Here is a 22,555-nt window from a genome sequence, read left to right on the forward strand (position 1 = left end):
ATATATTGTTAAGGGCAATAATCGATTGCTACATACGTTATAAGCAAAAGGTATATGTCAGTGGCTAAATGCGTGTTTTTTATGCTTGCCAGCATGCTTGTTATAATTAATCATTTGATTTTATTGGTGTAAATGTAATTTGAATGAGTAATAAAAAAGGGGCATTGTTGATAGTGGTGTAGTTTTTTTATTGTGATAAAAGTAACCAAACTGTAGGTGTAATGTCATTATTTTGCGTTGGTATATCCGTTACGGCGGCAGTGCTAACTTATATTTCAGTTTGTACACTGAGTTGGGGCAGTGTCTGAGAGACTGTGTATAGCATGTTTTGCATGGGAAAAGCTAAAAACAGACATGTGTTGGTGTTTGTTTTTTAGTCGAGAGTTGGACTAGAAATGGTTTTTAACCTGAAAACGAAATTCCCAATCATTTATTTCATTACCTTGAGTAAATGGCACCGCAAGATCAATATGGGCGACGTTGCCATAACTGGACTTCGACGAGTAAATCCGCGCACCCACACCCACACTGCCGATCACATCATTGATCTCGTTATTGTCATCGGTGCCACCTGTTGCTTGGCCCACATCTGAAAACAACGCCCAACCTAAATTGGCTAATTGGTACAAATTAATATTAGGGTAATTACGCAGTTCGGCAGTGAATGCCCATTGATTGTCACCGTATTGGTAATCATTTGGATATCCTCTAATTCCGGTGTCATCGCCCAGAGCAAAGGTGTCATCAAGGTAATTGTGCTTGGAGGATGCTAATCGAATTTTACTGTAAGCCGTCCACTTGGGGTTAATGTGATAAAAGTATTCGCTGCGCAGGGCAATTTTATATCGGTCATCTTGCGCGGTATGTTGAGTTAACTCTGCATCGAGCGACATTAACAATAGGTGGTTATCATGTCGGATACCGTGGCTGGTAAACCAGTCAACATGATAGCCAGGTTGGTGGTCTTGCTTGGTGTCATTTAGCTCTAAACCTAAGCGCAATTTATGATACCAACCTAAGTTGAAGTCTTCGTTATTGCTGATTAAGTAAATATTATTGAGCACTGAAAATTCATCTTCAATGTACTCGTAACCAATCCAAGGATAAGCAAATTCACGGTTTTGTGGTAATGGACTGTCGGGTAAATAACTGAGGTTGTCAAAAGTGTTACGGTCGAATGTTGCACCGACTGAAATACGATGAAGGTCGTATTCATTGCGCTGAGCTAACCAGCCAAATTGCACGTTGGCATATTCGGTTTTATGTTCAAATTGATTAATGTCGACCCCATTTTGGCGCAAAGTGTCAGTGCGAGTGTCATCTAGCGCTTTTGCGCCGTACATGTACTGAGTATTAAGTGCATAAAAGGGTTTATAAAATGCCAAGTGGGTTGCGGTGCCGTCGCTATTATCTAAAAAACTGGCGCTGACTTTGGCGTGTTTAATCCATTGAAACGGCGCAGTGACTTCAAACTTGTATCCTGTTCTGTCGGCAGATGATTGATACTTAACACGGGTTCTAATCCCTAAACCTAAAAGGTTGTCTTCTTTTATTCCAAATGAAAATTTGGTTTCACCGCCGCTGCTGCCAAAACTTGCCGTGGGCAGTAATGACCAGTTATCCCATGTTTCAATGATCACTTGTTTACTGCCGTTGGCCTGCGTGGCATCACTATCAGGATCATCTACGGTTGTCATGGTGACTTTGGCATCGCGAATATAGGCTTCAGCTCTGAGTAAGCGCTGCGCTTCTTCAATTTCGCGCTGATTGACCTCATCGCCAACATCAAAGGGCATATTGTTTAAAATGGTGTCTTCTTGGGTATTGATATGCAGTGCATTCGCCCAGCGATGAATAAAAAAAGATTCCGGATCTGATAGGTCAAAAATAGGCTGACTGACAACAATGATATTGCCCACTTTTGAGCGAATTAATTCTGTCTGGCTGTGTGTGGTATCGGATAGAGAGGCACTAGAGGTCTCAGTTGAAGAAGCATAAGAAGAACATGAGCTGCAATATAAAATAACACTACCCACAAGGGTGATATAACATCTCATTATTAATCCTTTATTATTGTATTTCTTCCATTTACGCGTAAATCGTGTTCATTAATAACACACTTGATAAGGATAAGAGTCAAGTGTTAATGACATCTTTAGTGGGACATTGACGGCGAAAAAGCGGGTCGAGCTACCATTAATAGCTCACCCTTTCATGTTAATTACAGTGCGCGGCGGGGCGGAACGACGACGTTAGCAAAAATGAGTCCTGCCACTAACGACATAAAGATAAGGAATATTTGTGAGCCTAGATGTACTTGATTGAGCATCACTTCCCCTGAGATCATCGCATTTAAGCCAATGTAGGTTTTGCTACCCGGCACTAAGATGACAATGCCTTGTAGTAATGCGATGGAAACCGGGGCTTTCATCCAGCGGGCATACAAGTTGGAATAAATCCCCACGGCTAATGCACCGACAAAAATGCCGATGGATTCGCCCAGATAGAGTCCCCCTAAAATGGCAGAGAAAAAGGCCACAATACCCGCCAAAATACCCCAAGGGGCATCTTTTAATCTGGCTTTAAATAGAATCACTAACGCCATGGATAAGATAGGCACTGCCGCCCACGTTTCCCACATCGATAAATGCGCCGGTTCAACAAAGGTGACGTTACCAAAAATGGCGTTACCGATAGTCATCCCTAAAATTGCCCCAAAATAGAGCTTAAATAACTGCATGGCGGCATCCATTATTCGCCCCGTACCAGAGATTAAATCGCGTGAGGCCAGCTCCGACAGTCCTAAAGTGAGCGCAAGACCGGGAATAAAGATAATAATTCCCGATAAAATCACCACCGGAATATTGATGCTTGGGTCTATAGTGGCAATCGCGCAAGCTGCAATGGCGCATAATACTGCGGCTAAAGGTTCGAGCATTTCGGTGACCCGTTTTGAGTGCTCTGCCCAAAATACCAAGCCATATACCATCAAACCTAATAAACCCGACCAAAATACATCGTGCCACCCCGTCCCCATTAACATGGCAAAAGCACCTGAACCACAACCAAATGCTAATAGGGTTAATTTATGCCCATAAGGGTTAGGTTTATTGATGATTTCATCTAAACGCGCTAATGCATCATCTAATGAGCGTTGGCCTGAACATAATTCTTCTACCAAATCGAATGCTCTGGCTAAGGAGCCTAAATCAAGGTCGCCGGGTTTGACGCGGGCAACATGGTTATATTCTTGTTCGGTGTCATGTTGCAACACAAAGGTCATTGAAGTGGGGGAAATAAGAAAATAGCCCTCAATACCTAATGTTTTAGAGACAATTTGTAGGTGAGATTCGAGCCTGTACGCGGGGGTGCCAAATTGATGTAAGGCCTTGCCGAGTTTAATAATAAACCTGCGTTTAATTAAAAAATCCTGATTATTCACTTGGCGTGATCACTCTATTAATGGCGGGGTTAAGCTCAGCTGATATTGGCGGCGATTCTAACTGAAAGCAGGCGGGGTTTATAGTCGATTCACGTGAAATTTTTCAATAACAGTAGATTATTTTATCCACAATTGTCACGATAGAAAATCATCAAGGATAATTACAACAAAAAGGATCAATATGTCTTTTGCAGTCAGTGGCTTGTATGTGGCGTTAACCGCACTGCTATTTATGGTGTTAACGGTATATGTGATTAAAATGCGCCGTCGATATAAAGTGGGGATCGGTGATGACGGCCACAAGCCGTTAGCGACCGCCATTAGAGTACAAGCCAATTTAGTTGAGAACGCGCCGTTTGCCTTATTGCTATTTGTGCTTGCAGAAGCCGGTGGGGTGCCCGCTTATGCCTTACACTTATTTGGTTGTGTATGGCTTATTGCTCGAGTGCTTCATGCTTTTGGGTTAATTAAAACCAATGGCGGCATTCATTTTGGTCGCTTTTGGGGGGTGATATTAACTTGGGCGGTGCTATTAGGGTTATCGATTGCCAATATTGTTATGTTCTTCACGGCCTAATGCACACTGCGCGTTAAGCTATCAACGATTAAAGGGCGCTAATGGCTAAAAATAGGATTAGCGCCTTTTTTTTAGCCTTGTTTACCGTCATTAAAGCCGCGAAAATCGGGCGGATACTCGCTTATTATTGAGCATGGGTATATACTCGCGCGCTGTTGTTCGATTGGCTGTTTTTACAGCATTTGTATTTCACGTTTAGGTTACTTTCATGCAAGTTGAATCCACTTTATTTACCTATCCCAAGTATTGGGCGCATAGCACCACTCCCGCGCCATTTTTACCCATGTCTAAAAAAGAGATGAAGAAGCTTGGCTGGGACAGCTGTGACATTATTATTGTTACTGGCGATGCGTATGTGGATCACCCCAGTTTTGGGATGGCAGTGATTGGCCGTTTACTTGAAGCACAAGGCTTTCGCGTAGGGATTATTTCCCAGCCAGATTGGTCAAATAAAGACGACTTTATGCAGTTGGGTCGCCCCAATTTATTTTTTGGGGTGACAGCGGGCAACATGGACTCGATGATTAACCGTTACACTGCAGACCGAAGAATGCGTCATGACGATGCCTATACCGCTGGCAATATTGGCGGTAAGCGTCCTGACCGCGCGGTCACGGTGTACACCCAACGTTGTAAAGAAGCCTTTAAAGACGTTCCTGTTGTGATTGGTGGCATTGAAGCCAGTTTACGCCGTATTGCACATTATGATTATTGGTCGGACAAAGTACGTAAGAGTGTGATTTCAGACTCCAAGGCCGATATTTTAATTTACGGTAATGCCGAGCGACCATTAATAGATATTGCCCACCGTTTAGGGCGCGGCGATAACATTAAAGAAATGACCGATATTCGCGGCACCACGGTCATGTTGCGCGATCCCTTAATGGGTTGGAAAGGCATGGATTCACGTAAAATCGACCAATTACATAAAATTGATCCGATCCCTAACCCTTATGGCGCTGATGATGTTGGCTGTGAAAAATTATCTGGGCCGACAGACAAAAAGATTTTCGACAACGACGCGCCCAAAGCTATTTCGGTGCAGCCATCACGGCCAAAACCGTGGGAAAAAACCTACGTATTATTGCCTGCTTACGACAAAGTAAAAGATGACAAATATCTATACGCCCATGCGTCGCGTATTTTACATCAAGAACAAAATCCTGGCTGTGCACGTGCGTTATTCCAACGTCACGACCAACATCGTGGTGTTTGGGTTAACCCTCCAGCATGGCCATTAAATACTGATGAAATGGATGCTGTTTTTGATATGGCTTATAAACGGGTGCCACATCCTCGTTACGGTAAAGAAAAAATTCCTGCTTATGACATGATCAAAACGTCGATTAACATTATGCGCGGCTGCTTTGGTGGTTGTTCATTTTGCTCGATTACTGAACATGAAGGGCGAATTATTCAAAGTCGCTCGCAAGAGTCCATTATTAAAGAAATTAAAGACATTCAAGACAAGGTACCCGGTTTTACAGGGGTGATTTCAGATCTTGGTGGCCCAACGGCCAATATGTACCGTTTAGGTTGCTCAAGTGAAAAGGCAGAAACGACTTGCCGACGCTTGTCTTGTGTTTACCCTGCTATTTGTGGCCATTTAAATACTGACCACAAACACACGGTTGATTTATATCGCGCCGCGCGTGATGTACCCGGTATTAAGAAGGTATTAATTGCTTCAGGGGTGCGTTACGACTTAGCCACTGAAGACCCTGATTATGTAAGAGAGTTGGCTCGACATCATGTTGGTGGCTATTTAAAAATTGCCCCAGAGCACACGGAAGAAGGCCCATTAAGTAAAATGATGAAGCCGGGAATGGGCACTTATGACCGCTTTAAAACGTTGTTTGATAAGTTCTCTAAAGAAGCCGGTAAAGAACAGTTCTTAATTCCATACTTTATTTCAGCGCACCCTGGCACCACAGATGAAGACATGGTCAATTTGGCGTTATGGCTTAAAAGTCAGAAGTTTAAACTTGACCAAGTGCAAAACTTTTATCCGTCGCCAATGGCAAATGCCACCACCATTTATCACACTGAATTAAATTCATTGCGCAATGTTAAGCACACCAGTGAGCAAGTGAGCGTACCTAAGAAAGGCCGTCAACGTAAGTTGCACAAGTTCTTGTTGCGTTATCACGATCCATTAGGCTGGCCGATGATCCGCGAAGCATTAATTGCCATGGGTAAAGAGTCATTAATTGGTAATGGTCCGCAGCATTTGGTGCCACCAGAAACCCGTAATGAAAAGAATCGCGGCAAGTGGGGACAAAAAAATAAACCCACTGCCAAAGTTGCCAATGGTAAAAAAGGCTTAACTCGTTTTTCTGATAACCAGTTTACAGACCGTACAGATGCTAAAAACAGTGATAAAACGGGCAATGGCAACAGTGGTAAGAAAGGCAAAAACAATAGCGGCGCAAATAATACCAATAACGTTAATGCTAATAGCGCTAATCAGTCACGTCGTAAAGGCAGTACTGGCTCGCCAGCAAAAGCGGGGCAGGGTAAGTCGTCAGCGGGTGGACAGCAAAAACGTTCGAAAAAAAACGTATGGGGCACAACGCCTAAACATCAGCGTTAGCTATGTAACTGCGGATATTGACAATAAAGCATAAAAAAATGGCAACCACTAGGTTGCCATTTTTGTATCACTTATTAAAAAGCGCTATTAGCTTTTCCAAGTCATATCGAAGTTGTAACGTAGACCGACAGTTACAGCGTTGTCAGTGTCTTTTGCACTTGAGTCGAAATCTGTGCGTAAGTATTCTAAGTGAACACATACGTTTGATGCAGGTAACCATTCAAATGTTGTGTTGTAGCTTTTGAATTTACGGCTTGAAAGATTGTCGATACCGTCATCAAACAGAGATACACCCGCTTTTACATCGTAATGCGCAGCTAATGGGAATGTAGCAACTAAATCAGCAGTGTGACCGTTGTTGTCTTGTGCATCTGCAGTTTTCCAAGATTGATCAACATTGTGATCAGTTACTTGGTAGCTACCAGCAACATAAATGCCATTATCAAAGCTATACGCTGCAACACCGCCTAGTAAGTCTTTGTTTTGACCAACAGTGTTTTCTGTTGACACATAACCTAAACCTAAGTGCAATTTGTCAAGGTCATAACCTACTGCAACGTTATACATGTCAACAGTTTGGCCATTGTTACCACCAGTTGCTCCGCCGTACTCGCCATCAAACATTGCACCTGCAATGAAAGTCACGCCAGATGCAGACACTTGGTAATTAACAGAGTTGCTCATGAAGAATGGGGCAGCTTCGTTATAACCAAATGGGCTGTTGCTGTTGTTGAAGATATCAACATAAGAACCTACTACAGTGTATTGTGCAGGACGTTGACGACCGATAGATACTGAACCGTAATCAGTTGCTAAACCAACGTAAGCAAGACGTGCTTTACCAAAATCACCATTGTGAGACATGTCTACACTCCATTCGCCGTCAGCGAATACAGAAAGACCGTCAGAAATTTGAGTGCTGGCTTTAATACCGATGCGAGAAAGTGCATCACCCACATCCCAATTAGATTCATTGGCAGTATTGTGAGTTAAAGTAGGGCGTAGTGAACCGTAAAGGCTAACAGAGCTGTTTTTGAAAGAAGAAGTCGTTGTTGCAGCAGGTGCATTAACAGATTCAAGTTGTTGAACACGTGCGTTCAAAGTAGCAACTTGCTGTTCTAAAGACTGCTCTGCAGCAGATGCATTGAAGCAAACAGCACTAACGGCAACAGCCACTAAAGTTTGAATAGTTTTCATGTATAACCTTCTTATAAATAAATTTTATGTGCAAAAAACAACCTCTTATGAGACATAAGGGCAGGACGCACTATTACTTTGATACAGGAGATAGATTGAGATGCTCACCACCTAGTGGTGGTGAGCGAGTGTTAAATACGCGGTTGGTTAAACTTTACCCGCGTCTTTAAGCTCTTTGTACCAAACATTGTGGTGTTGTTTGGCCCAGTTTTCATCACAGTAACCGGTAGTCATGTTGCTCATACTGCCTTCTGACATGACAGTTGCCATGAAGAAGTGGACTACAGCAAATGCACTGATGATGATGGTTGCAGTAATGTGGATAGCAAGCATTAGATTTGCCGCGTTTTTAGACACGTCAAATGTTTCTGGGTACATCATGACTAGACCAGAAGCCACCATTAATCCGCCACCAATTGCAAAGGTCCAGAAGAACAGTTTTTCACCAGCGTTAGCAAAACCTGCGTCTGGGTGAACTTTTTTGCCAAAGTTCAGGTAACCACCAAGTTTAGCAAACCATTTTAAATCGTAGCTTGCAGGCATTTGTTTTGGGAACCAAGCCAATACCATTAGCACGTAGCCAACGATGAAAGGCCAAGCCATTAATCCGTGTAAGCTGCTTGCAATACCCACTAAACCAGCCCAACCATATACGTTGGTAGATGGTTCAATGTAGAAGCGACCTAAACCAAGGACTAATCCTGTGAAAATCAATGCGATACAAGAGATAGCACCTAACCAGTGAATGCTGATGCTAAAGCCAGACCAACGCTTGATAAGTTTGCCAGAGAAACCTTTTTCAAGGCGTGAAATGCCATTGAAAAGAACAAATAGAATGAATAGGCCAGCAACAATGAAGATGCTTGCAAATTCTAAGAACGCAAAAGTACCTGAGTTGTTAAGGTAACCTAAGGTTGCTTCATTTTGTGCTTCAGGCAGTTCAGCAGGCATTAACATTGCCGCTTGTTGTGGCATACCTTGGCTTTCAACTAAGTTGTAATCGCCATTGTTTGCACCTACAAGTGTTTGTTGGTGAGGTAGGTTTTCAAATCCAGGGTGACCATCAAGTTTATGGTGAGTACCTTGGGCTGGGCCTACATTAATTTTTTGCCACTCTTGTGGCTGCAGCTTTGCGTTGTCTGCAGTAGCAGCCATTGCCGCAGAAGAGACAAATAGGCTGATTACAATAAAACTAAATAATCTTATTGCTTTGCTCATGAAAAACTCCTTTACGACAATATTTGTCGTTTCACTAAGGACCGCCCCGTGAACCATTTTTAGGTCCAGCAAGGGCTGGATATCGTCAAATTTTACAGTAAGTTAAACAACTAATTACTGTACTTGATCAGTGATAAAATCGTGTAGCTCAGTGGCCAGTAAACGCCAGAATGCTAATGTTGCATGCGCTTGCATACCTTCACAAAAGCGAACATACCAAAGACCTAAATGGGCCTGCATAAATTCATTTGCGATAAGTTGCAGTTCAGCTGCGTTTTCAACATTTCCAGCCGCTTTCTGTTCGCTAGCTAATGCATGGACACAGTAAAGAAACTCAAGTTCGTTCCCAATATAGTCGGCGGGTTCACCTTGTTTTTCATCTAAGGTAAGACCGATTTGTTGGTAGAAATCAGCAACAGCTGCAGTTTCTTTGGTGTTAACCATGTGATTGCCACTTAAGTACACAGACTCATATGGGGCAACCAACAACTTGTACGGTCCAATACACATGCGGTTGAAGTCATACTCCAATTCCGATGGATCAGCGACATATTTCAACGCTTCTTCAAGCAAAGGGCTTTGGGGTTTTTCTGCTTGTAAATAAGCAACTAAACTTGCAATAGATTCCTTTGCAGATGGAGCATACATCATTGATTTAAATGCATAGTATGCGTTTGCAGTTGGACCATACTGAGTCGTCATTATGCACGTTCCTTAATAATCACCATGTTAGGTTTTGTGATGCTATCTGTGTAACCAATGCCTTCTTTACTTGCAGAAGGTTTTTTCAAGGTTTCATTCAAGTTACCTGTTTTTAAACACTCTACAGGACAACCTGATACACATGCTGGTTGCATACCGCGGTCAAGTAATTCGACACACATGTTACATTTGTCTGCTTTACCATCGTCTTCACGAATGCTAACAGCAGAATATGGACATGCTTCAGTACAAAGGCCACAGCCATCACACTTTTCACGGTCAAGCACAACGATACCGTCTTCACGAGTATGGTAAGCCTTAGTAGGACAAACCATGAGACATGCTGGATTTTCACAATGCATGCAAGAGTGTGATAACCACACATCTTTAGAGCCATCTTTATGCTCAACTTCGTAACGATCTACTTTACGAAAACGGTGGTTTTCAGGTAGTTCGTTATGGATTTGACAAGCAACAGTACATGCTTGACAACCCACACAGTTTTCTTGTCTGAAAACAAAACCAACTTTATGATTTACTGACATTTTCTACCCCTTAAACCTTAGTAATATCAACACGAGTTGAGTGATAAGCTGAACAGCCACCCATATCGGTTAACTTGTCCGTAGTCAGGACGTTGGTTGAACCATCTGGGTCATTCGGGTTCATACGACGCCAGTTATTTTTAGGTGTCATAACGGTTCCTACTGGAACCTGGCCAGAAACTTGCGCAGTAAATACTGCTTCACCACGTTGGTTTTTCAATTTAATGCGGTCGTTATTTTTAATGCCTAAACGTTTTGCATCATCAGTGTTTAATTTCACCATGTACGCAGGGAAGTTACGGATGTACTTCACGTTGTAGAAAGCACTGTTAGCACGTTGTGGAATCGCTGGAGAAATCATACGGAAAGGTAATGATTTTTCTTCAGGGATCATTTCGTCTTCTGGTAAACCGAAGTCGATCACTGGGTGGTAACCTGCGTCTTTCATTTTTTGAGACCAAAGCTCAATCTTACCGCTTGGCGTTTTGAATTTACCGCTAGCTAGGTAAGGTTTTTCTTCCCAAACTGTTACGAACTTCTCTTTAATGATTTGATCGTAAGTGATACCAGCATTTTTAAATGCAGGCATGTCAGTATCAAGGAAGTCACGTAGAATTTGTTCATAATCCACTTGCATTTCTGGATGATGACCAACGCCCATGTGTTGACCTAATTCTTTGAAGAATATCCAGTTATCTTTAGATTCACCTAAAGGCTCGATAACTTTTTCAGACGTTTGCATGTGATACCAGTTGTAATCGGTACCCATGTCTGGCATTTCAAACTGAGTTGTTGATGGTACGATGATATCGGCAAGTTCTGCGGTATCTGTCATCAAGAAATCATGTACAACTAAGAACAAGTCATCACGCATTGCGCCGCGGCGACATGCATTTGAGTCTGGCGCAACTGCAACGAAGTTACCGTTGTAGTTAATCACAGCCTTAATAGGTTTGATTGGTTTGCCATAAGCCGTTGGATTCGTTGGATGCAATGCTTTTGCAATCTCTGTCATGTTGACATGACCAACTGTATCAGGGTTCGGATGGATATGATCCGCACGGCCTTTAGAGTAGTTTAAGCTGTCATCGGCTTGGGTGTTATCGTAGATGAAACCGTTACCAATTTTACCAAACTGACCCGCAATTGCGTGCATCATAGAGATAGCACGAGACATACGAGCACCGTTATAGTTACGTTGCATACCGTAGCCTAAACGGATTACTGAAAGTTCAGATTCGCCATAAACTTTAGCAAATTCAAACATTTTCTGTCTTGGTACACCGGTTACTTTTTCAATTTCGTCGTAAGACATTTCGTCAAGACGTTTAAGTAACTCGTCATAGCCTATGGTGTTCTTTTTAATGAACTCATGGTCAACTAAATCTTTTTCTACAAGATACTTCATGATACCTGTTGCAAGGTGAGTATCTGTACTTGGAATTGGTTGTAACCAAATATCAGCTTGAGAAGCAATCGGGGTACGCATTGGGTTAACAACCAATAATTTAGCGCCTTTATCACGCGCTTGGTTGATGAACTTAATACCATGTACGTTAGTTGCTGTTTCGTTTTGACCCCAAGCGATATAACAATTGGTATGAATATTGTCATATGGATCTGGACCTTGGTAAGTACCAGTGGTCGCAGTTAGACCTTCGTAAGCGGCGAATACACACACTTTACGGTCTAATTTACGTGAACCAATTGCGTTGAAGAAACGGCTAGGTCCGCCGTATTTACCGATAACGCCTTCATGGCCAGAGTAGCTGTATGGAAGAATTGAATCAGCACCATGTTCTTTAATGATACTTTTTAGCTTGTCACTAATTTTCTTGTATGCATCATCCCAAGTAATACGACGCCATTTACCTTCGCCTTTTTTACCTGCACGTTCCATTGGGTGAAGAATACGATCTGCTGCATAGGTATATTGCACATAAGCAGTACCTTTAACACAAGGAGCAGTACCCATTTTCTTCAATTCACTGGCGCCTTCGACGTATGTCATACGGCCATTTTGAACAGTGAACTTTAACAAACAGCGGTCAGCACAGTTACGTTGACACGTGTGATATTTAATTTCACCTTCGCGTTTAAGTAACTTTTCTGGAGCGCCACCACGTGGTGCTGTTGATGCATTTGCAACACCAGGCACCAAGCCTGACAACGTGCCTACAACCGAAGTTGCTCCGACACCTTGTAGGAATGCGCGTCTATCGATTTTCATATATATTCCCCATTTTTATAACGGCGATGAACCGCTAATTACTTTTTATTTGCTGGTAATCAAGTTAAACCAGCAAATTAATACGCTTAAATAGTTAAACGTATAAAAAGGTTAATTAATTAATTCCTAGTTAAACAAACCCTGCTAATTAATTTTTATTCATATTTATGTTCTACATCCAACATTTAAAACTTTATTGTTTTGTTAACTTAATTTAATGAATTTTTATTAATAATATAGGTTGGCAGTATTTAATTTATTGGAATTAACTAATTCATTTGCTGCGGGAAGGATAATCTATTTATTTAGAATTTTATTCAGTGTTTCCGATCACACTTTAATAAAGGAGAATTTTATTAATTTGACACATGTCTAATCATTAGTAAGTACCTCCTTTTGTGAGGCATTTTTAATGTTTCTTGGGTTGCTTGCAGCGTATAATACGTTGTAGTAGTTGGCTTTCAGGGTGTTTCACATTTTTTGGTAGTGTCGTCTCTTGCTTTGGTGGATATCTCTTTATGTTTATTCTTAGTAAGTGTGTTAGCGTTTTTTTTGACGCTTCCTACCTTTCTTTTAATATCGAGTTCTATATTAAAAGATGCCTGCTATATATTGAGGCGAGGTTGGTTAACTAGGTAGTTTGTTTTTTAATAACTGTTTTATTGTTTATCATGATTTGATAGCTGTTTAATTATTTATCGTAATTTAATATAACAGTTGTCGTGATTGTTTTAACCTGTTCTTATTTTGTTCGGGTTGAATTAAACAGCTGAGTGATGTTGGTTAGTATATAAAAGTCCAAGTGTGATTACATTTGAGTTTAAGTTTTTATGATTTTTTAAGGCTGAGTTATGTTAGATAGACGTTCCATTTTGAAAATGGCAGCGGGTAGCGCCATGCTTGCTCTTGTGCCCAGTGCACAATTACAAGCCAAAACTTCCGGAAAAAGATTGGCAATGGTATTTGACGTGCGTCGTTGTACTGGTTGTCTGTCTTGTACTGTTTCTTGTTCAGTAGAAAACCAAACTGAGGCTGGACGTTGTCGTACCCGTGTGACTCAAGCCACCGTTGAACAAGAAAATGGTTTTGCTGCATTGTCAGTACCTAATCAATGTAATAACTGTGTCAATCCCGCTTGTGTTGATATCTGTCCGGTTGAAGCCACCTTTAAACGCGAAGAAGACGGCATTGTGGTCATTGACCATGAGCAATGTATTCATTGCCAACAATGTGTTGATGCTTGTCCTTATGGTGCACGTCGTAAAGATGACACCTTCAATAACCCACCTGAGAAATGTAATTTCTGTATTCACCGTGTGACCGCAGGTCTATTACCTGCGTGTGTTGAAACATGTATTGGTGAAGCAAGAACCTTTGGCGATTTAAACGATCCTCAAAGCAAAATCTCTCAATTAGTAAAAGACAACAAAGTTTATTCCATGTTGGCTGAAGCGGGCACTAACCCGAACATTTTCTACATCGGTTTGCCTGAACAAGCAGACGATCAAGAAATCTTAAAATTAAACTTCCTTGATTGGCAACGTTAGGAGCAAATGATGGATAGACGTAAATTTCTCACGCGTGCAGGCTTAGTTTCTGCCGCCAGTGTTGCCACTGTTGCTTGTGGTGACAAACCTTATGTAGGCCCTGTGCACAGCAAAGATGTGTCTAAGTTTGGTCACCCTATTGCTGTTGAGTATCAAAAAGATGCTGCTGGTAATTGGGAAAAAACACCGGGTGTACGTACTGCTTATTCACGCTGCTTCACTTGTAATAACGTTTGTGGTTTACGTGTTCGTGTCGACGAGAAAACCGACAAAGTGATGAAAGTGGTAGGTAACCCTTATTGTGAAAACAACTCAGGATCGCCATTACCATTAAGCACCAGCGTCAAAGATAGCTACATTGCATTAACTGGCGATGCTGGGCTTGAAAACCGCGCAACAACGTGTGCTAAAGGTTCAAGTGCTGTTGACTCGGTTGATGATGAGCGCCGTATCACGCAAGTACTTAAACGTGCGGGGAAACGTGGCGAAGGTAAATGGGAAACCATTTCTTATGAGCAAGCGCTAAAAGAAATCCTCGAAGGTGGTGATTTATTTGGTGAAGGACACGTTGATGGCTTAAAAGCGTTACGTAATCTTGATGAACTCATTAAACCTGGTCACCCTGAGTTTGGTTCTAAAGCTAACCAATTATTTGCCACATTTAACGCTGAAGATACCTTGCGTGGTAGTTTCTACGCTCGCTTTATGCAGCAGTCTTGGGGCACAGTAAACTTAGGCACTAAACATGCTTATTGTGGTGCAGCGCAAGCAACCGGTTACGCATTAGGTGTTGCTGAAGGCTTTGAAGAATGGTTAAACGATGTTGACTGGGAAGCCGTTGAATACGGTTTATTCTTAGGTACAAGCCCAGGATCTTCTGGGGTATCGTTAAACCGTTTAGGCCGTGGTTTAGCTGATAGCCGTGTCGGTCGTAAATTTAAATATGTGTGTGTTGATCCACTATTACGTACGACTGTTGCTGCTGACACTAACGCGAAATGGTTACCGATTAAACCGGGTAAAGACGGTGCATTCGCTTTTGGTGTAATTCGCACCATGTTAGAAGAGCAATGGTTCAATAAAGTGAGCTTGCAATGTGCGAGTCCAAAAGCGGCTGAAGCCGCTGGTGAGTTACATCATACCAATGCTGGCCATTTAGTGGTGATGGATCCTAAGCATCCACGTTACCGCCAATTTGCTCAAGCGTCTGAGTTTGGTCTTGGCGGCGATGAAGCGCTTATCTTAACTGCGGGCACTAAAAAACTTGTCTCAGCTGAGTCAGGTGCTAACGCTGAGTTATTTGTTAGCCGCACGCTTAAAAATAAGCAAGGTCATAAAGTCAACGTGGCATCTTCATTACATTTATTACGTAAAGAAGCGCAGCGTACTTCAATGAAACACTACGCAGAGCAAAGTGGTGTTAGCATCGAGGATATGCGCCAAGTTGCCAAAGACTTAGCGCATTATGGTCGTAAGTCTTGTGTTGCTGGTAACGGTGGCACCAGTGCTTCTGATGGTTTTGTGATTGGCTGGATTTGGGCACTCCTTAACACTTTAGCGGGTTCTCACGATGCTAAAGGTGGTGCTATTTACATGAATGGGGGTATCGGTGGTTTAGAAGGCTTATATGACCTAGCCAACATTGATGGCGGCGTTGATGTGAGCGCACAAGTTAATGCTTGTCGCGATGGCAGCTATGAGTCTTCAACTGAATACCAACAAAAATTAGCCCAAGGTAAAAACCCTTACCCAGCTGATAATCCATGGCATGAAGTCTTGCCTGCAATGAATGCGGCAGAGCAATGGACGAGTCACGCCAATGCCGATCCATATACCGCTAAAGCGTTTATCGCATGGCGTAATAACTTCTTATATAGCGCAGGCTCTATTAGCCAAGAAGTGCTTGCAAGTATTGCAGATCCTAAACGTCTGCCATTAATGATTGGTATTGATTGCCACATGAATGAAACTAACCGTTATGCGGATTATTTCATTCCAGATCGCTCAATGCTTGAAGAATATGCAGCAGACCGTATGTGGGGTTCGATTAACCTTGCTGTTGTCACTGCATCGCCAATGGTTACACCGCGTACAGCATTAACTAAACGCGGTGAGCACATTTGTATGGAGCAATTCTTAATTGATATCGCGCTTAAAATGAAATTACCAGGTTTTGGTAAAGATGCGCTTAAGACGAAGAATGGCGGTACGGCTGACTTATTATGTTTTGAAGACTGGCATGCACGTTATTTAGCCAACGTAGCTGAACAATGTGGTCAATTACCGACAGTCACTGCTGAAGACCGTGAATGGGCTGGATTAGATTATGCAATGGCACCAATCAAAACCCGTTTAACTGCTGATGAAGCGGCCAAGGTTGAAGCATTGTTGTCACGTGGTGGCTATTATGAAGCACCAGAAACACGTTACACCGGTGAATTCATGACTGGGGCAGCGCCTAAAGCACTGCAAATTTATCATCAAGATGTGGCGCAAATGCGTCATCCATTCTCTGGTGAATTTTATCCTGGCACGCCAACGTATCATGAACACCGTTTTTGGAATGGTGATACATGGGAAAAACATTGGCCAGCAGCGCAATACCCATTGCTGTTCTCAAGCTATAAAGCAACGGTACGTTCAAACTTCAATGTGGCGTTTACACGTATTGCCGAAATTAGTCCAACTAACTATGTTTACCTCAATACTGAAACCGCCAATGAGCAAGGCTTAAAAGACGGCGATGAAGTTAAGATTGTGAGCGCGAATGGCAAGCCGACTCAAGGTGTTGTGCAAGCAGATAGCGGTGTTGCTAAAGGCGCAGTCTGCGTGTCGCACGGTTTTGGTCATAACCAAGGTTTTGGTGGCGACACTCGTATTATCGATGGTAAAACTGTGGCAGCTATTGCTGCACGTGGCACAGGAACTGCGGTTAACCAAATGGTGCCTGATGACCCAACTCGTAAAGGCCAAGCAAGTATGCTTAACGACTACTGGACTGGGGCGAACTGTCGTCACGGTATTCCAGTTAAATTAGTGAAAGTATAACCTTGCATTGATTGCTAAATAGACCCATAAAAAGAGGCTGAACTTTCAGCCTCTTTTTTTATGGCAAATTAATAGAGCTTGTCCATCATTTCAGTGTCTAGTTGTCTAGTTGTCTAGTTGTCTAGTTGTCTAGTTGTCTAGTTGTTTGGTTTCAAGTCATTGGCATCATGTAATTTTTTCAGTTTGAATTTATCAACCCATGCTAACGTGTTTGATTTTGTGCAGGAGACCAACATGGTCAAAAAATCGTTATCAATGCTGGTACTTGGTTTATCAACAAGTGTGTTTTCTTTGACGAGTGTTGCTGCTTCAGCAGAGCAAGATGCCTTTTTAGAAAATATTAAAGCTTATTGTGGTCAAGCTTTTGCGGGCAAAGTGGTCAGCACAGATGCGGCTGATAAAGACTTCGCTTCGCAACACTTAGTCATGCATGTACGTGAATGCGATAAAGACCAAGTTAAAATTCCCTTTCATGTTGGTGAAGATCACTCGCGTACATGGGTGCTAACAAAGTCAGACCAAGGTATTCAATTAAAGCATGATCATCGCCACAAAGACGGTACTGAAGATGCGGTAACTATGTATGGTGGCGACACGGCAGACAAAGGCACTGCTCACTGGCAATCATTCCCTGTAGATGCGTTTTCAATTGCCAACTTTACCGCTAATGGCTTAACGGCATCGGTTACCAATGTTTGGCATATGGGGATTGCGGACAACACGTTTACTTATCAGCTGACTCGTGAAAACAGAAACTTTGAAGTGGTGTTTGATCTCAGCAAACCAGTGCCATTGCCGCCAACCCCATGGGGACATAAATAACACCATTTGTAGCGGCTTGGGTAAGACAAAGACGTTAAATGGTAACCATAAAAATGCGCCATCATTGGCGCATTTTTTGTCGCTGGCGTTCGCTAATCCGTCATGTCGGTTTAGTCGCCACTGCCATTGCTTTTGTTGTCGCTAAAAAAGTCATTAATCGAAGCTAAGTTATTTGGCGTCAAAGGTAAAAGATTGTCCAGCTAAAGCCGCTTCATACATTAAGCCACCTTTTGCCGCGGTAAAAACCGCCATGCCATTAACATAGCTGGCTGTAGCATTATGGTTGCTGCCTGCTTGACCAGCACCTGCCGAGTTACCCGTTGTGCCAGTTTGAGCACTTGCGCCGACATTAATGGCCACCGCTGAAGCTTGTGCGGAGAATTCAAAACTGCCGCTAGTAAACTTTTCATAAGCTTGTGCATTTTGGAAGAAAATAATCTCACTGTATGCTTGACCACCGAGTTGTAAGCCAATAGAGATTTGCGATAAAGACGAGTCGCCAGTGTGAACACCGCCGCGATATACTCGACCATCACCATAAGCAGCACCAACAAAAAAACCACCTTTGCCGACGGTAGGAAATAATGCATAACCGTAAGCGCTGGCAATTAATTGGCGAGTTTCGGGGGCTTTTTTAAAGTTAGTGAGCGCTTGTTGATATTTATCTTTGGCTAACGTGGGTGTGCTAAACAGGAGTGCCATAAGCATCATTGCACTTAACGTTATTGTCGATATTCGTGCCATAACAACCTCAAATAAAAAGAATTTAACCAAAGATAACATAAATTCATAAGTTGCGAATATATTGTATTGGTTGAGGTGTTGTTAATGGTGCACTTTGACATCAGCGATGCGTTGCCAAAGTTTCATCTTTTTGCTTAGTCTGTCGCACTAGCAATTAATGCGATTGATTAATCGGCTTGCTTGGCTTTACGTAAATGGCGATTAGATTGCCCCTGTTCAGGTTTTCCAGGGACAGGTTGACGCTCTGCCAATAAATGCTTGATGGCTCTAATTGGGTGAGGTAACAACATTCTTGGACCGGCAAATTTCATGATTTCACGCGCATGTTCTTTCATATGCGGCTTATAGCAATGTACCGGACAGTTATTGCAAGTTGGTTTGTTTTGGCCATAAGGGCAACGATCTAAGCGGGTGCAGGCATAATCGAGAAAGGCTTGGCAGTCATCACAAGTGGTGTGTTTTGGCTTGTCTTTATGGTGTGCTTTACAGTAAATTTCGACCATTGCGGCAACGGTATTAAATTCATAAAGTAACTTGCCGTTAAGTTGTTCACGCTCTGCCATGATTATCCCCTTACTACCACCAAAACCTGAAACAGGTGCATACCTCGATATAGGTAATACCCTAGTGAAACACTAAAGTATTAATAGTTTATGCCTCCTAGTTAGGCGGCTCAAACCTTGACGCAAAAAATTATGAGCTACCGCACAAAATGAATTTAACGGCGAGTTTTACGAGCGGATTAACAAAAATAACCATATATGCTAATTAAATTGGCTAAAAGCTTGATTTAGTAGTTGGAAATGCTTTAAAAATAGGTTTTGTTTGTATAAAAAAACAACGCCTAAATAAGAGGTTAACTTATTTAGATCGGTTGATTTTTAACGATTAACTGTCACACATAACGTGTGCTTTGCTGGTGATACCATGAAAATTATTTTACTCCTCGTGTTAGTTGTCATTGTTATCTATTTGTTTAAACGCTCACAGAAAGTGGCTAAGCAAGAACAACAATCCGCAACCGCTGACAGATTAACTAAAGAGCAGCAAGTCGAGCCTAGAGCTGAAAAAAACGATGCGGTTGAACCAGAGCAGGCAACCTCGGTTGGTGATGAGGTTGTTGATAATACGATAGCAACCGACATTAAGGGGTCGCCTGAGGCAGATAATGACATGCCAGGGTTAACACCCACTGAGAAATTAGCGTCAAATGGGTCTGAAATTAACCAAGAAACACAACCAAACGTTGAACTAGTGGTTGCCGAAGAGGTTACTCTCGCTGCAGAGCCAGAGCCAGAGCCAGAGCCAGAGCCAGAGCCAGAGCCAGAGCCAGAGCCAGAGCCAGAGCCAGAGCCAGAGCCAGAGCCAGAGCCAGAGCCAACTGTTTTATCGACGACTAAAGCGTTAGATATTCCAAGTTCGCAGTGGGCAAGTGATGCATTTATTGCCACGGTTGAACAATATCAACAGGCCGAGGTCGATTCCATTAGCCAAATGCAGGCGTTAGGAAATGTTATTTCGCATTGCTATAAACTGCGAAAACAGCCGCAATACCTTGAATATGGCGCGGCATTAACGCAGCGCTTTATTAATGGTTATCAATTATTAAATAAAATTGGTGACAATGTCGCGGCTAAGTCTTTGCCACATATGCATTTAGCGACCTTATTAACCGACAGCGGCCAGTTTCAACAAGCGGTGTCAGTGTGTCAGCATGCGCTTGAACACCAATTAACAGATGGCACAGTGACTGGCTTTGAAGGGCGCATTAAGCGCATTGAAAAGGCGCAAACTAAAGTGTGAGCATAGTCTGTGAGTGAGTAATACGGCTTGATTGCAGCGGATACTCACTCATTAGCGTACTGTTTTTAGTCACAATAGTTGACTGTTAAGGTATGATATCGCTTAACCCGATTTAACGCGGACATCTGGTTCGCGTTTTTTTATGCTTTTTTATTCGTATTCACGTCATCGACAAAGGTTTGAGTAACGTTATGAAGTCTTTATTATCTCGTTCTGCCATCATTAAATTCGCCCTTGCAATTGGTGTTGTCAGCGCCTTGACCGCTTGTATTCAAACACCTAATTGGACCTTGTTTTACGTTGCTGATCAGCAGCCAATGCCAACTCAAATGGTGAAACAGCAATTTATTAAAGGCTATTATGACTCTATTGAGCACTGCCAAGCGAAAGGTCGGGGCTTGTTGAAATTAAATGCCAGCTCTGTTGAACCACAACAGGCTTATATTTGTGGTCAAATGTGTGTTGCCGATGAAAAAACGGGAGAGATTGCGTGTCAAAACTTAATCCCGGGCTCAAAGCATGATGAACTTTAAACAAGATTTTTTTGAACAGCTTAGTGGGTTTTATTCTCAGGTTTATCCCACGCCAATTACCCAGCCACATTGGTTAGGTTGGAGTGATGACGCTGCCAAGCTAATTGGTTTAACTCAGCCTAATGATGAACTGCTTATGCAGTTGTCGGGTAATATCGCCGCCCCTGATGCCAGTTATTACGCGCAAGTGTATAGCGGCCATCAATTTGGTGGTTACACTCCGAGGCTAGGAGATGGTCGCTCAATTATCATGGGGGAGGCCACGGGTCCACATGGAGCTTGGGATGTTGCTTTAAAAGGCGCGGGCCCAACTCCTTACTCAAGACAAGGTGATGGCCGTGCGGTGATGCGCTCAGCCGTGCGTGAATTTTTAATTTCTGAAGCATTAGCGGCGCTTGATGTTCCCACCTCAAGAGCGTTAGCTGTTATTGGCTCTGATTTACCTGTGTGGCGTGAAACCCAAGAACAGGCCGCCATTACTGTAAGGCTTGCTAAAAGCCATATTCGCTTTGGGCATTTTGAGTATTTTTGCCATAGCGAGCAAGGGCGAACTGAAAAGTTGACTCAATTAGTCAACTTTACGTTAGCCCAGCATTTTCCGCACCTTAGCGCTGACAAAGCAGGTTATGTGCAGTGGTTTAATGAAGTGGTCGAAAGCACCGCAAAAATGATTGCTCATTGGCAAAGTATTGGTTTTGCGCATGGGGTCATGAACACTGACAATATGTCGATTCTCGGTGACAGCTTTGACTTTGGTCCGTTTGCGTTCATTGATACCTTCAAAGAAGATTTCATTTGTAATCATTCCGATCACCAAGGCCGCTATGCCTTTGGCCAGCAACCTGGCATTGGTTTATGGAATTTACAATGTTTAGCCCAAGCGTTATCGCCAGTAATTGCCTCAGATGATCTTGTGGCGGCGCTAAACCGTTATCAAACCCATTTAGTTGCCCATTATGTTGAACTCATGGCGCAAAAGTTGGGGTTTGATTATCAAGTGAGTCAGCATCAACAAGATTTAACTCTAATTGGCCAGTTAACCACTTTACTTGAAGCCAATCAGCTTGATTACACTCAGTCATTGCGCCAGTTTGGCCAAATTGACATCCATAGTCAGCATTCGAGTTTAAGAGACAACATGATAGATGTTGACGGTTTTGACCAGTGGTTTAGCCGTTATCAACAACGTGTCGGTAATGTGGCAGATATGAGGCAATGGCAAGCTCAGCGTAACGGAGTTAATCCTAAGTATGTGCTGCGTAATTACTTGGCTCAAGAGGCGATAATTGATATTGAAGAGCGTGGTGATAACCGTAAGCTTAAACAAATACAATCAGTATTAGCCCAGCCGTTTGCTGAGCATGCTGAATTTGAGGACTTTGCCAAAAGGCCACCTGAATGGGGACAAGGGTTGATTATGTCTTGTAGTAGCTAAGCTATGATGTCGGGCGTAAATCCAAAAAGCATTCAGAAAGCTTTAAGTACTCAGTCAAGGTTACGCTCACCATAAACATCGCCAAAATAAAGCGCGCAGTAAGCGCTAATCAGCACAGC

Annotated in this window: 18 protein-coding genes; 9 read left to right on the forward strand and 9 right to left on the reverse strand. The window is 42.6% G+C overall.

The genetic code is table 11. The features are described 5' to 3' along the window. Positions 1–389: 389 nt before the first annotated feature. Positions 390–2,057, reverse strand: a complete 1,668-nt coding sequence (locus G3R48_RS09205) for a ShlB/FhaC/HecB family hemolysin secretion/activation protein (RefSeq protein WP_194823895.1) — start codon at positions 2,055–2,057, stop codon at positions 390–392. Positions 2,058–2,221: 164 nt separating this feature from the next. Then, positions 2,222–3,442 (reverse strand): threonine/serine exporter family protein, encoded by a 1,221-nt coding sequence (locus G3R48_RS09210; RefSeq protein ID WP_212593294.1) that lies wholly within the window; start codon positions 3,440–3,442, stop codon positions 2,222–2,224. A gap of 181 nt (positions 3,443–3,623) precedes the next feature. Here G3R48_RS09210 and G3R48_RS09215 point away from each other — a divergent pair, with 181 nt between their 5' ends. Then, positions 3,624–4,019: an MAPEG family protein gene (locus G3R48_RS09215; protein WP_153664617.1), complete on the forward strand. Its 396-nt coding sequence runs from the start codon at positions 3,624–3,626 to the stop codon at positions 4,017–4,019. A gap of 208 nt (positions 4,020–4,227) precedes the next feature. Continuing rightward, complete coding sequence (locus tag G3R48_RS09220) at positions 4,228–6,612, forward strand: YgiQ family radical SAM protein (RefSeq protein ID WP_153664619.1); 2,385 nt, start codon at positions 4,228–4,230, stop codon at positions 6,610–6,612. A gap of 87 nt (positions 6,613–6,699) precedes the next feature. On the opposite strand, the gene G3R48_RS09225 is transcribed toward G3R48_RS09220, so the two are convergent. The 5 genes from G3R48_RS09225 to G3R48_RS09245 all read right to left on the reverse strand — a co-directional run bounded on the left by G3R48_RS09225 (position 6,700) and on the right by G3R48_RS09245 (position 12,504). Then, on the reverse strand, positions 6,700–7,809 hold the full coding sequence (locus G3R48_RS09225) for a porin (RefSeq protein WP_153664621.1): 1,110 nt from the start codon (positions 7,807–7,809) through the stop codon (positions 6,700–6,702). 147 nt (positions 7,810–7,956) lie between these two features. After that, positions 7,957–9,027 (reverse strand): formate dehydrogenase subunit gamma, encoded by a 1,071-nt coding sequence (locus G3R48_RS09230; protein ID WP_153664623.1) that lies wholly within the window; start codon positions 9,025–9,027, stop codon positions 7,957–7,959. Positions 9,028–9,141: 114 nt separating this feature from the next. Continuing rightward, entirely contained in the window at positions 9,142–9,729 is a 588-nt protein-coding gene (locus G3R48_RS09235; protein WP_153664625.1) for a TorD/DmsD family molecular chaperone, read from the reverse strand. Beyond that, the gene (locus G3R48_RS09240; protein ID WP_153664627.1) at positions 9,729–10,274 is read right to left on the reverse strand and encodes a 4Fe-4S dicluster domain-containing protein; all 546 of its coding nucleotides are present in this window, start codon (positions 10,272–10,274) and stop codon (positions 9,729–9,731) included. The genes G3R48_RS09235 and G3R48_RS09240 overlap by 1 nt, the downstream gene beginning before the upstream one ends. Before the next feature lie 10 nt (positions 10,275–10,284). Further along, positions 10,285–12,504, reverse strand: coding sequence for a molybdopterin-dependent oxidoreductase (locus tag G3R48_RS09245; protein ID WP_153664629.1), 2,220 nt, complete (start codon positions 12,502–12,504; stop codon positions 10,285–10,287). A gap of 851 nt (positions 12,505–13,355) precedes the next feature. On the opposite strand from G3R48_RS09245, the gene G3R48_RS09250 reads away from it, so the two are divergent. The 4 genes from G3R48_RS09250 to G3R48_RS17345 all read left to right on the forward strand — a co-directional run bounded on the left by G3R48_RS09250 (position 13,356) and on the right by G3R48_RS17345 (position 18,088). Further along, positions 13,356–14,051, forward strand: a complete 696-nt coding sequence (locus tag G3R48_RS09250; RefSeq protein ID WP_153664631.1) for a 4Fe-4S dicluster domain-containing protein — start codon at positions 13,356–13,358, stop codon at positions 14,049–14,051. A gap of 9 nt (positions 14,052–14,060) precedes the next feature. Beyond that, positions 14,061–17,099: a molybdopterin dinucleotide binding domain-containing protein gene (locus G3R48_RS09255; RefSeq protein WP_153664633.1), complete on the forward strand. Its 3,039-nt coding sequence runs from the start codon at positions 14,061–14,063 to the stop codon at positions 17,097–17,099. A gap of 234 nt (positions 17,100–17,333) precedes the next feature. Next, positions 17,334–17,921, forward strand: coding sequence for a hypothetical protein (locus G3R48_RS09260; protein WP_153664635.1), 588 nt, complete (start codon positions 17,334–17,336; stop codon positions 17,919–17,921). A gap of 38 nt (positions 17,922–17,959) precedes the next feature. Further along, the gene (locus tag G3R48_RS17345; RefSeq protein ID WP_267253698.1) at positions 17,960–18,088 is read left to right on the forward strand and encodes a hypothetical protein; all 129 of its coding nucleotides are present in this window, start codon (positions 17,960–17,962) and stop codon (positions 18,086–18,088) included. A gap of 1 nt (position 18,089) precedes the next feature. Here the strand turns inward: G3R48_RS17345 and G3R48_RS09265 are convergent, their stop codons facing one another. Together G3R48_RS09265 and G3R48_RS09270 are read right to left on the reverse strand one after the other, a co-directional pair. Then, the gene (locus G3R48_RS09265; RefSeq protein WP_228497455.1) at positions 18,090–18,623 is read right to left on the reverse strand and encodes a lipid-binding SYLF domain-containing protein; all 534 of its coding nucleotides are present in this window, start codon (positions 18,621–18,623) and stop codon (positions 18,090–18,092) included. A 209-nt stretch (positions 18,624–18,832) separates the two neighbouring features. Next, positions 18,833–19,228, reverse strand: coding sequence for a nitrous oxide-stimulated promoter family protein (locus G3R48_RS09270; RefSeq protein WP_153664639.1), 396 nt, complete (start codon positions 19,226–19,228; stop codon positions 18,833–18,835). 364 nt (positions 19,229–19,592) lie between these two features. Here G3R48_RS09270 and G3R48_RS09275 point away from each other — a divergent pair, with 364 nt between their 5' ends. The 3 genes from G3R48_RS09275 to G3R48_RS09285 all read left to right on the forward strand — a co-directional run bounded on the left by G3R48_RS09275 (position 19,593) and on the right by G3R48_RS09285 (position 22,436). After that, positions 19,593–20,468 carry a hypothetical protein gene (locus tag G3R48_RS09275; RefSeq protein WP_212593295.1) on the forward strand — a complete coding sequence of 292 codons (876 nt, stop codon included), beginning with the start codon at positions 19,593–19,595 and terminating at the stop codon, positions 20,466–20,468. A gap of 191 nt (positions 20,469–20,659) precedes the next feature. After that, on the forward strand, positions 20,660–21,001 hold the full coding sequence (locus G3R48_RS09280) for a hypothetical protein (RefSeq protein WP_153664643.1): 342 nt from the start codon (positions 20,660–20,662) through the stop codon (positions 20,999–21,001). Beyond that, positions 20,991–22,436, forward strand: a complete 1,446-nt coding sequence (locus G3R48_RS09285; protein ID WP_153664713.1) for a protein adenylyltransferase SelO — start codon at positions 20,991–20,993, stop codon at positions 22,434–22,436. The genes G3R48_RS09280 and G3R48_RS09285 overlap by 11 nt, the downstream gene beginning before the upstream one ends. Positions 22,437–22,555 lie beyond the last annotated feature (119 nt).

The sequence above is a fragment of the Shewanella intestini genome (genome assembly GCF_018221465.1).
GTDB classification, from domain to species: domain Bacteria; phylum Pseudomonadota; class Gammaproteobacteria; order Enterobacterales; family Shewanellaceae; genus Shewanella; species Shewanella intestini.

What these genes read in the sequence shown, in the direction of transcription:
- G3R48_RS09205 (WP_194823895.1), bottom strand. Translation starts at nt 2,057, where the DNA reads ATGAGATGTTATATCACCCTTGTGGGTAGTGTTATTTTATATTGCAGC.
- G3R48_RS09215 (WP_153664617.1), top strand. Translation starts at nt 3,624, where the DNA reads ATGTCTTTTGCAGTCAGTGGCTTGTATGTGGCGTTAACCGCACTGCTA.
- G3R48_RS09220 (WP_153664619.1), top strand. Translation starts at nt 4,228, where the DNA reads ATGCAAGTTGAATCCACTTTATTTACCTATCCCAAGTATTGGGCGCAT.
- G3R48_RS09225 (WP_153664621.1), bottom strand. Translation starts at nt 7,809, where the DNA reads ATGAAAACTATTCAAACTTTAGTGGCTGTTGCCGTTAGTGCTGTTTGC.
- G3R48_RS09230 (WP_153664623.1), bottom strand. Translation starts at nt 9,027, where the DNA reads ATGAGCAAAGCAATAAGATTATTTAGTTTTATTGTAATCAGCCTATTT.
- G3R48_RS09235 (WP_153664625.1), bottom strand. Translation starts at nt 9,729, where the DNA reads ATGACGACTCAGTATGGTCCAACTGCAAACGCATACTATGCATTTAAA.
- G3R48_RS09240 (WP_153664627.1), bottom strand. Translation starts at nt 10,274, where the DNA reads ATGTCAGTAAATCATAAAGTTGGTTTTGTTTTCAGACAAGAAAACTGT.
- G3R48_RS09245 (WP_153664629.1), bottom strand. Translation starts at nt 12,504, where the DNA reads ATGAAAATCGATAGACGCGCATTCCTACAAGGTGTCGGAGCAACTTCG.
- G3R48_RS09250 (WP_153664631.1), top strand. Translation starts at nt 13,356, where the DNA reads ATGTTAGATAGACGTTCCATTTTGAAAATGGCAGCGGGTAGCGCCATG.
- G3R48_RS09255 (WP_153664633.1), top strand. Translation starts at nt 14,061, where the DNA reads ATGGATAGACGTAAATTTCTCACGCGTGCAGGCTTAGTTTCTGCCGCC.
- G3R48_RS09260 (WP_153664635.1), top strand. Translation starts at nt 17,334, where the DNA reads ATGGTCAAAAAATCGTTATCAATGCTGGTACTTGGTTTATCAACAAGT.
- G3R48_RS17345 (WP_267253698.1), top strand. Translation starts at nt 17,960, where the DNA reads ATGGTAACCATAAAAATGCGCCATCATTGGCGCATTTTTTGTCGCTGG.
- G3R48_RS09265 (WP_228497455.1), bottom strand. Translation starts at nt 18,623, where the DNA reads ATGGCACTCCTGTTTAGCACACCCACGTTAGCCAAAGATAAATATCAA.
- G3R48_RS09270 (WP_153664639.1), bottom strand. Translation starts at nt 19,228, where the DNA reads ATGGCAGAGCGTGAACAACTTAACGGCAAGTTACTTTATGAATTTAAT.
- G3R48_RS09275 (WP_212593295.1), top strand. Translation starts at nt 19,593, where the DNA reads ATGAAAATTATTTTACTCCTCGTGTTAGTTGTCATTGTTATCTATTTG.
- G3R48_RS09280 (WP_153664643.1), top strand. Translation starts at nt 20,660, where the DNA reads ATGAAGTCTTTATTATCTCGTTCTGCCATCATTAAATTCGCCCTTGCA.
- G3R48_RS09285 (WP_153664713.1), top strand. Translation starts at nt 20,991, where the DNA reads ATGAACTTTAAACAAGATTTTTTTGAACAGCTTAGTGGGTTTTATTCT.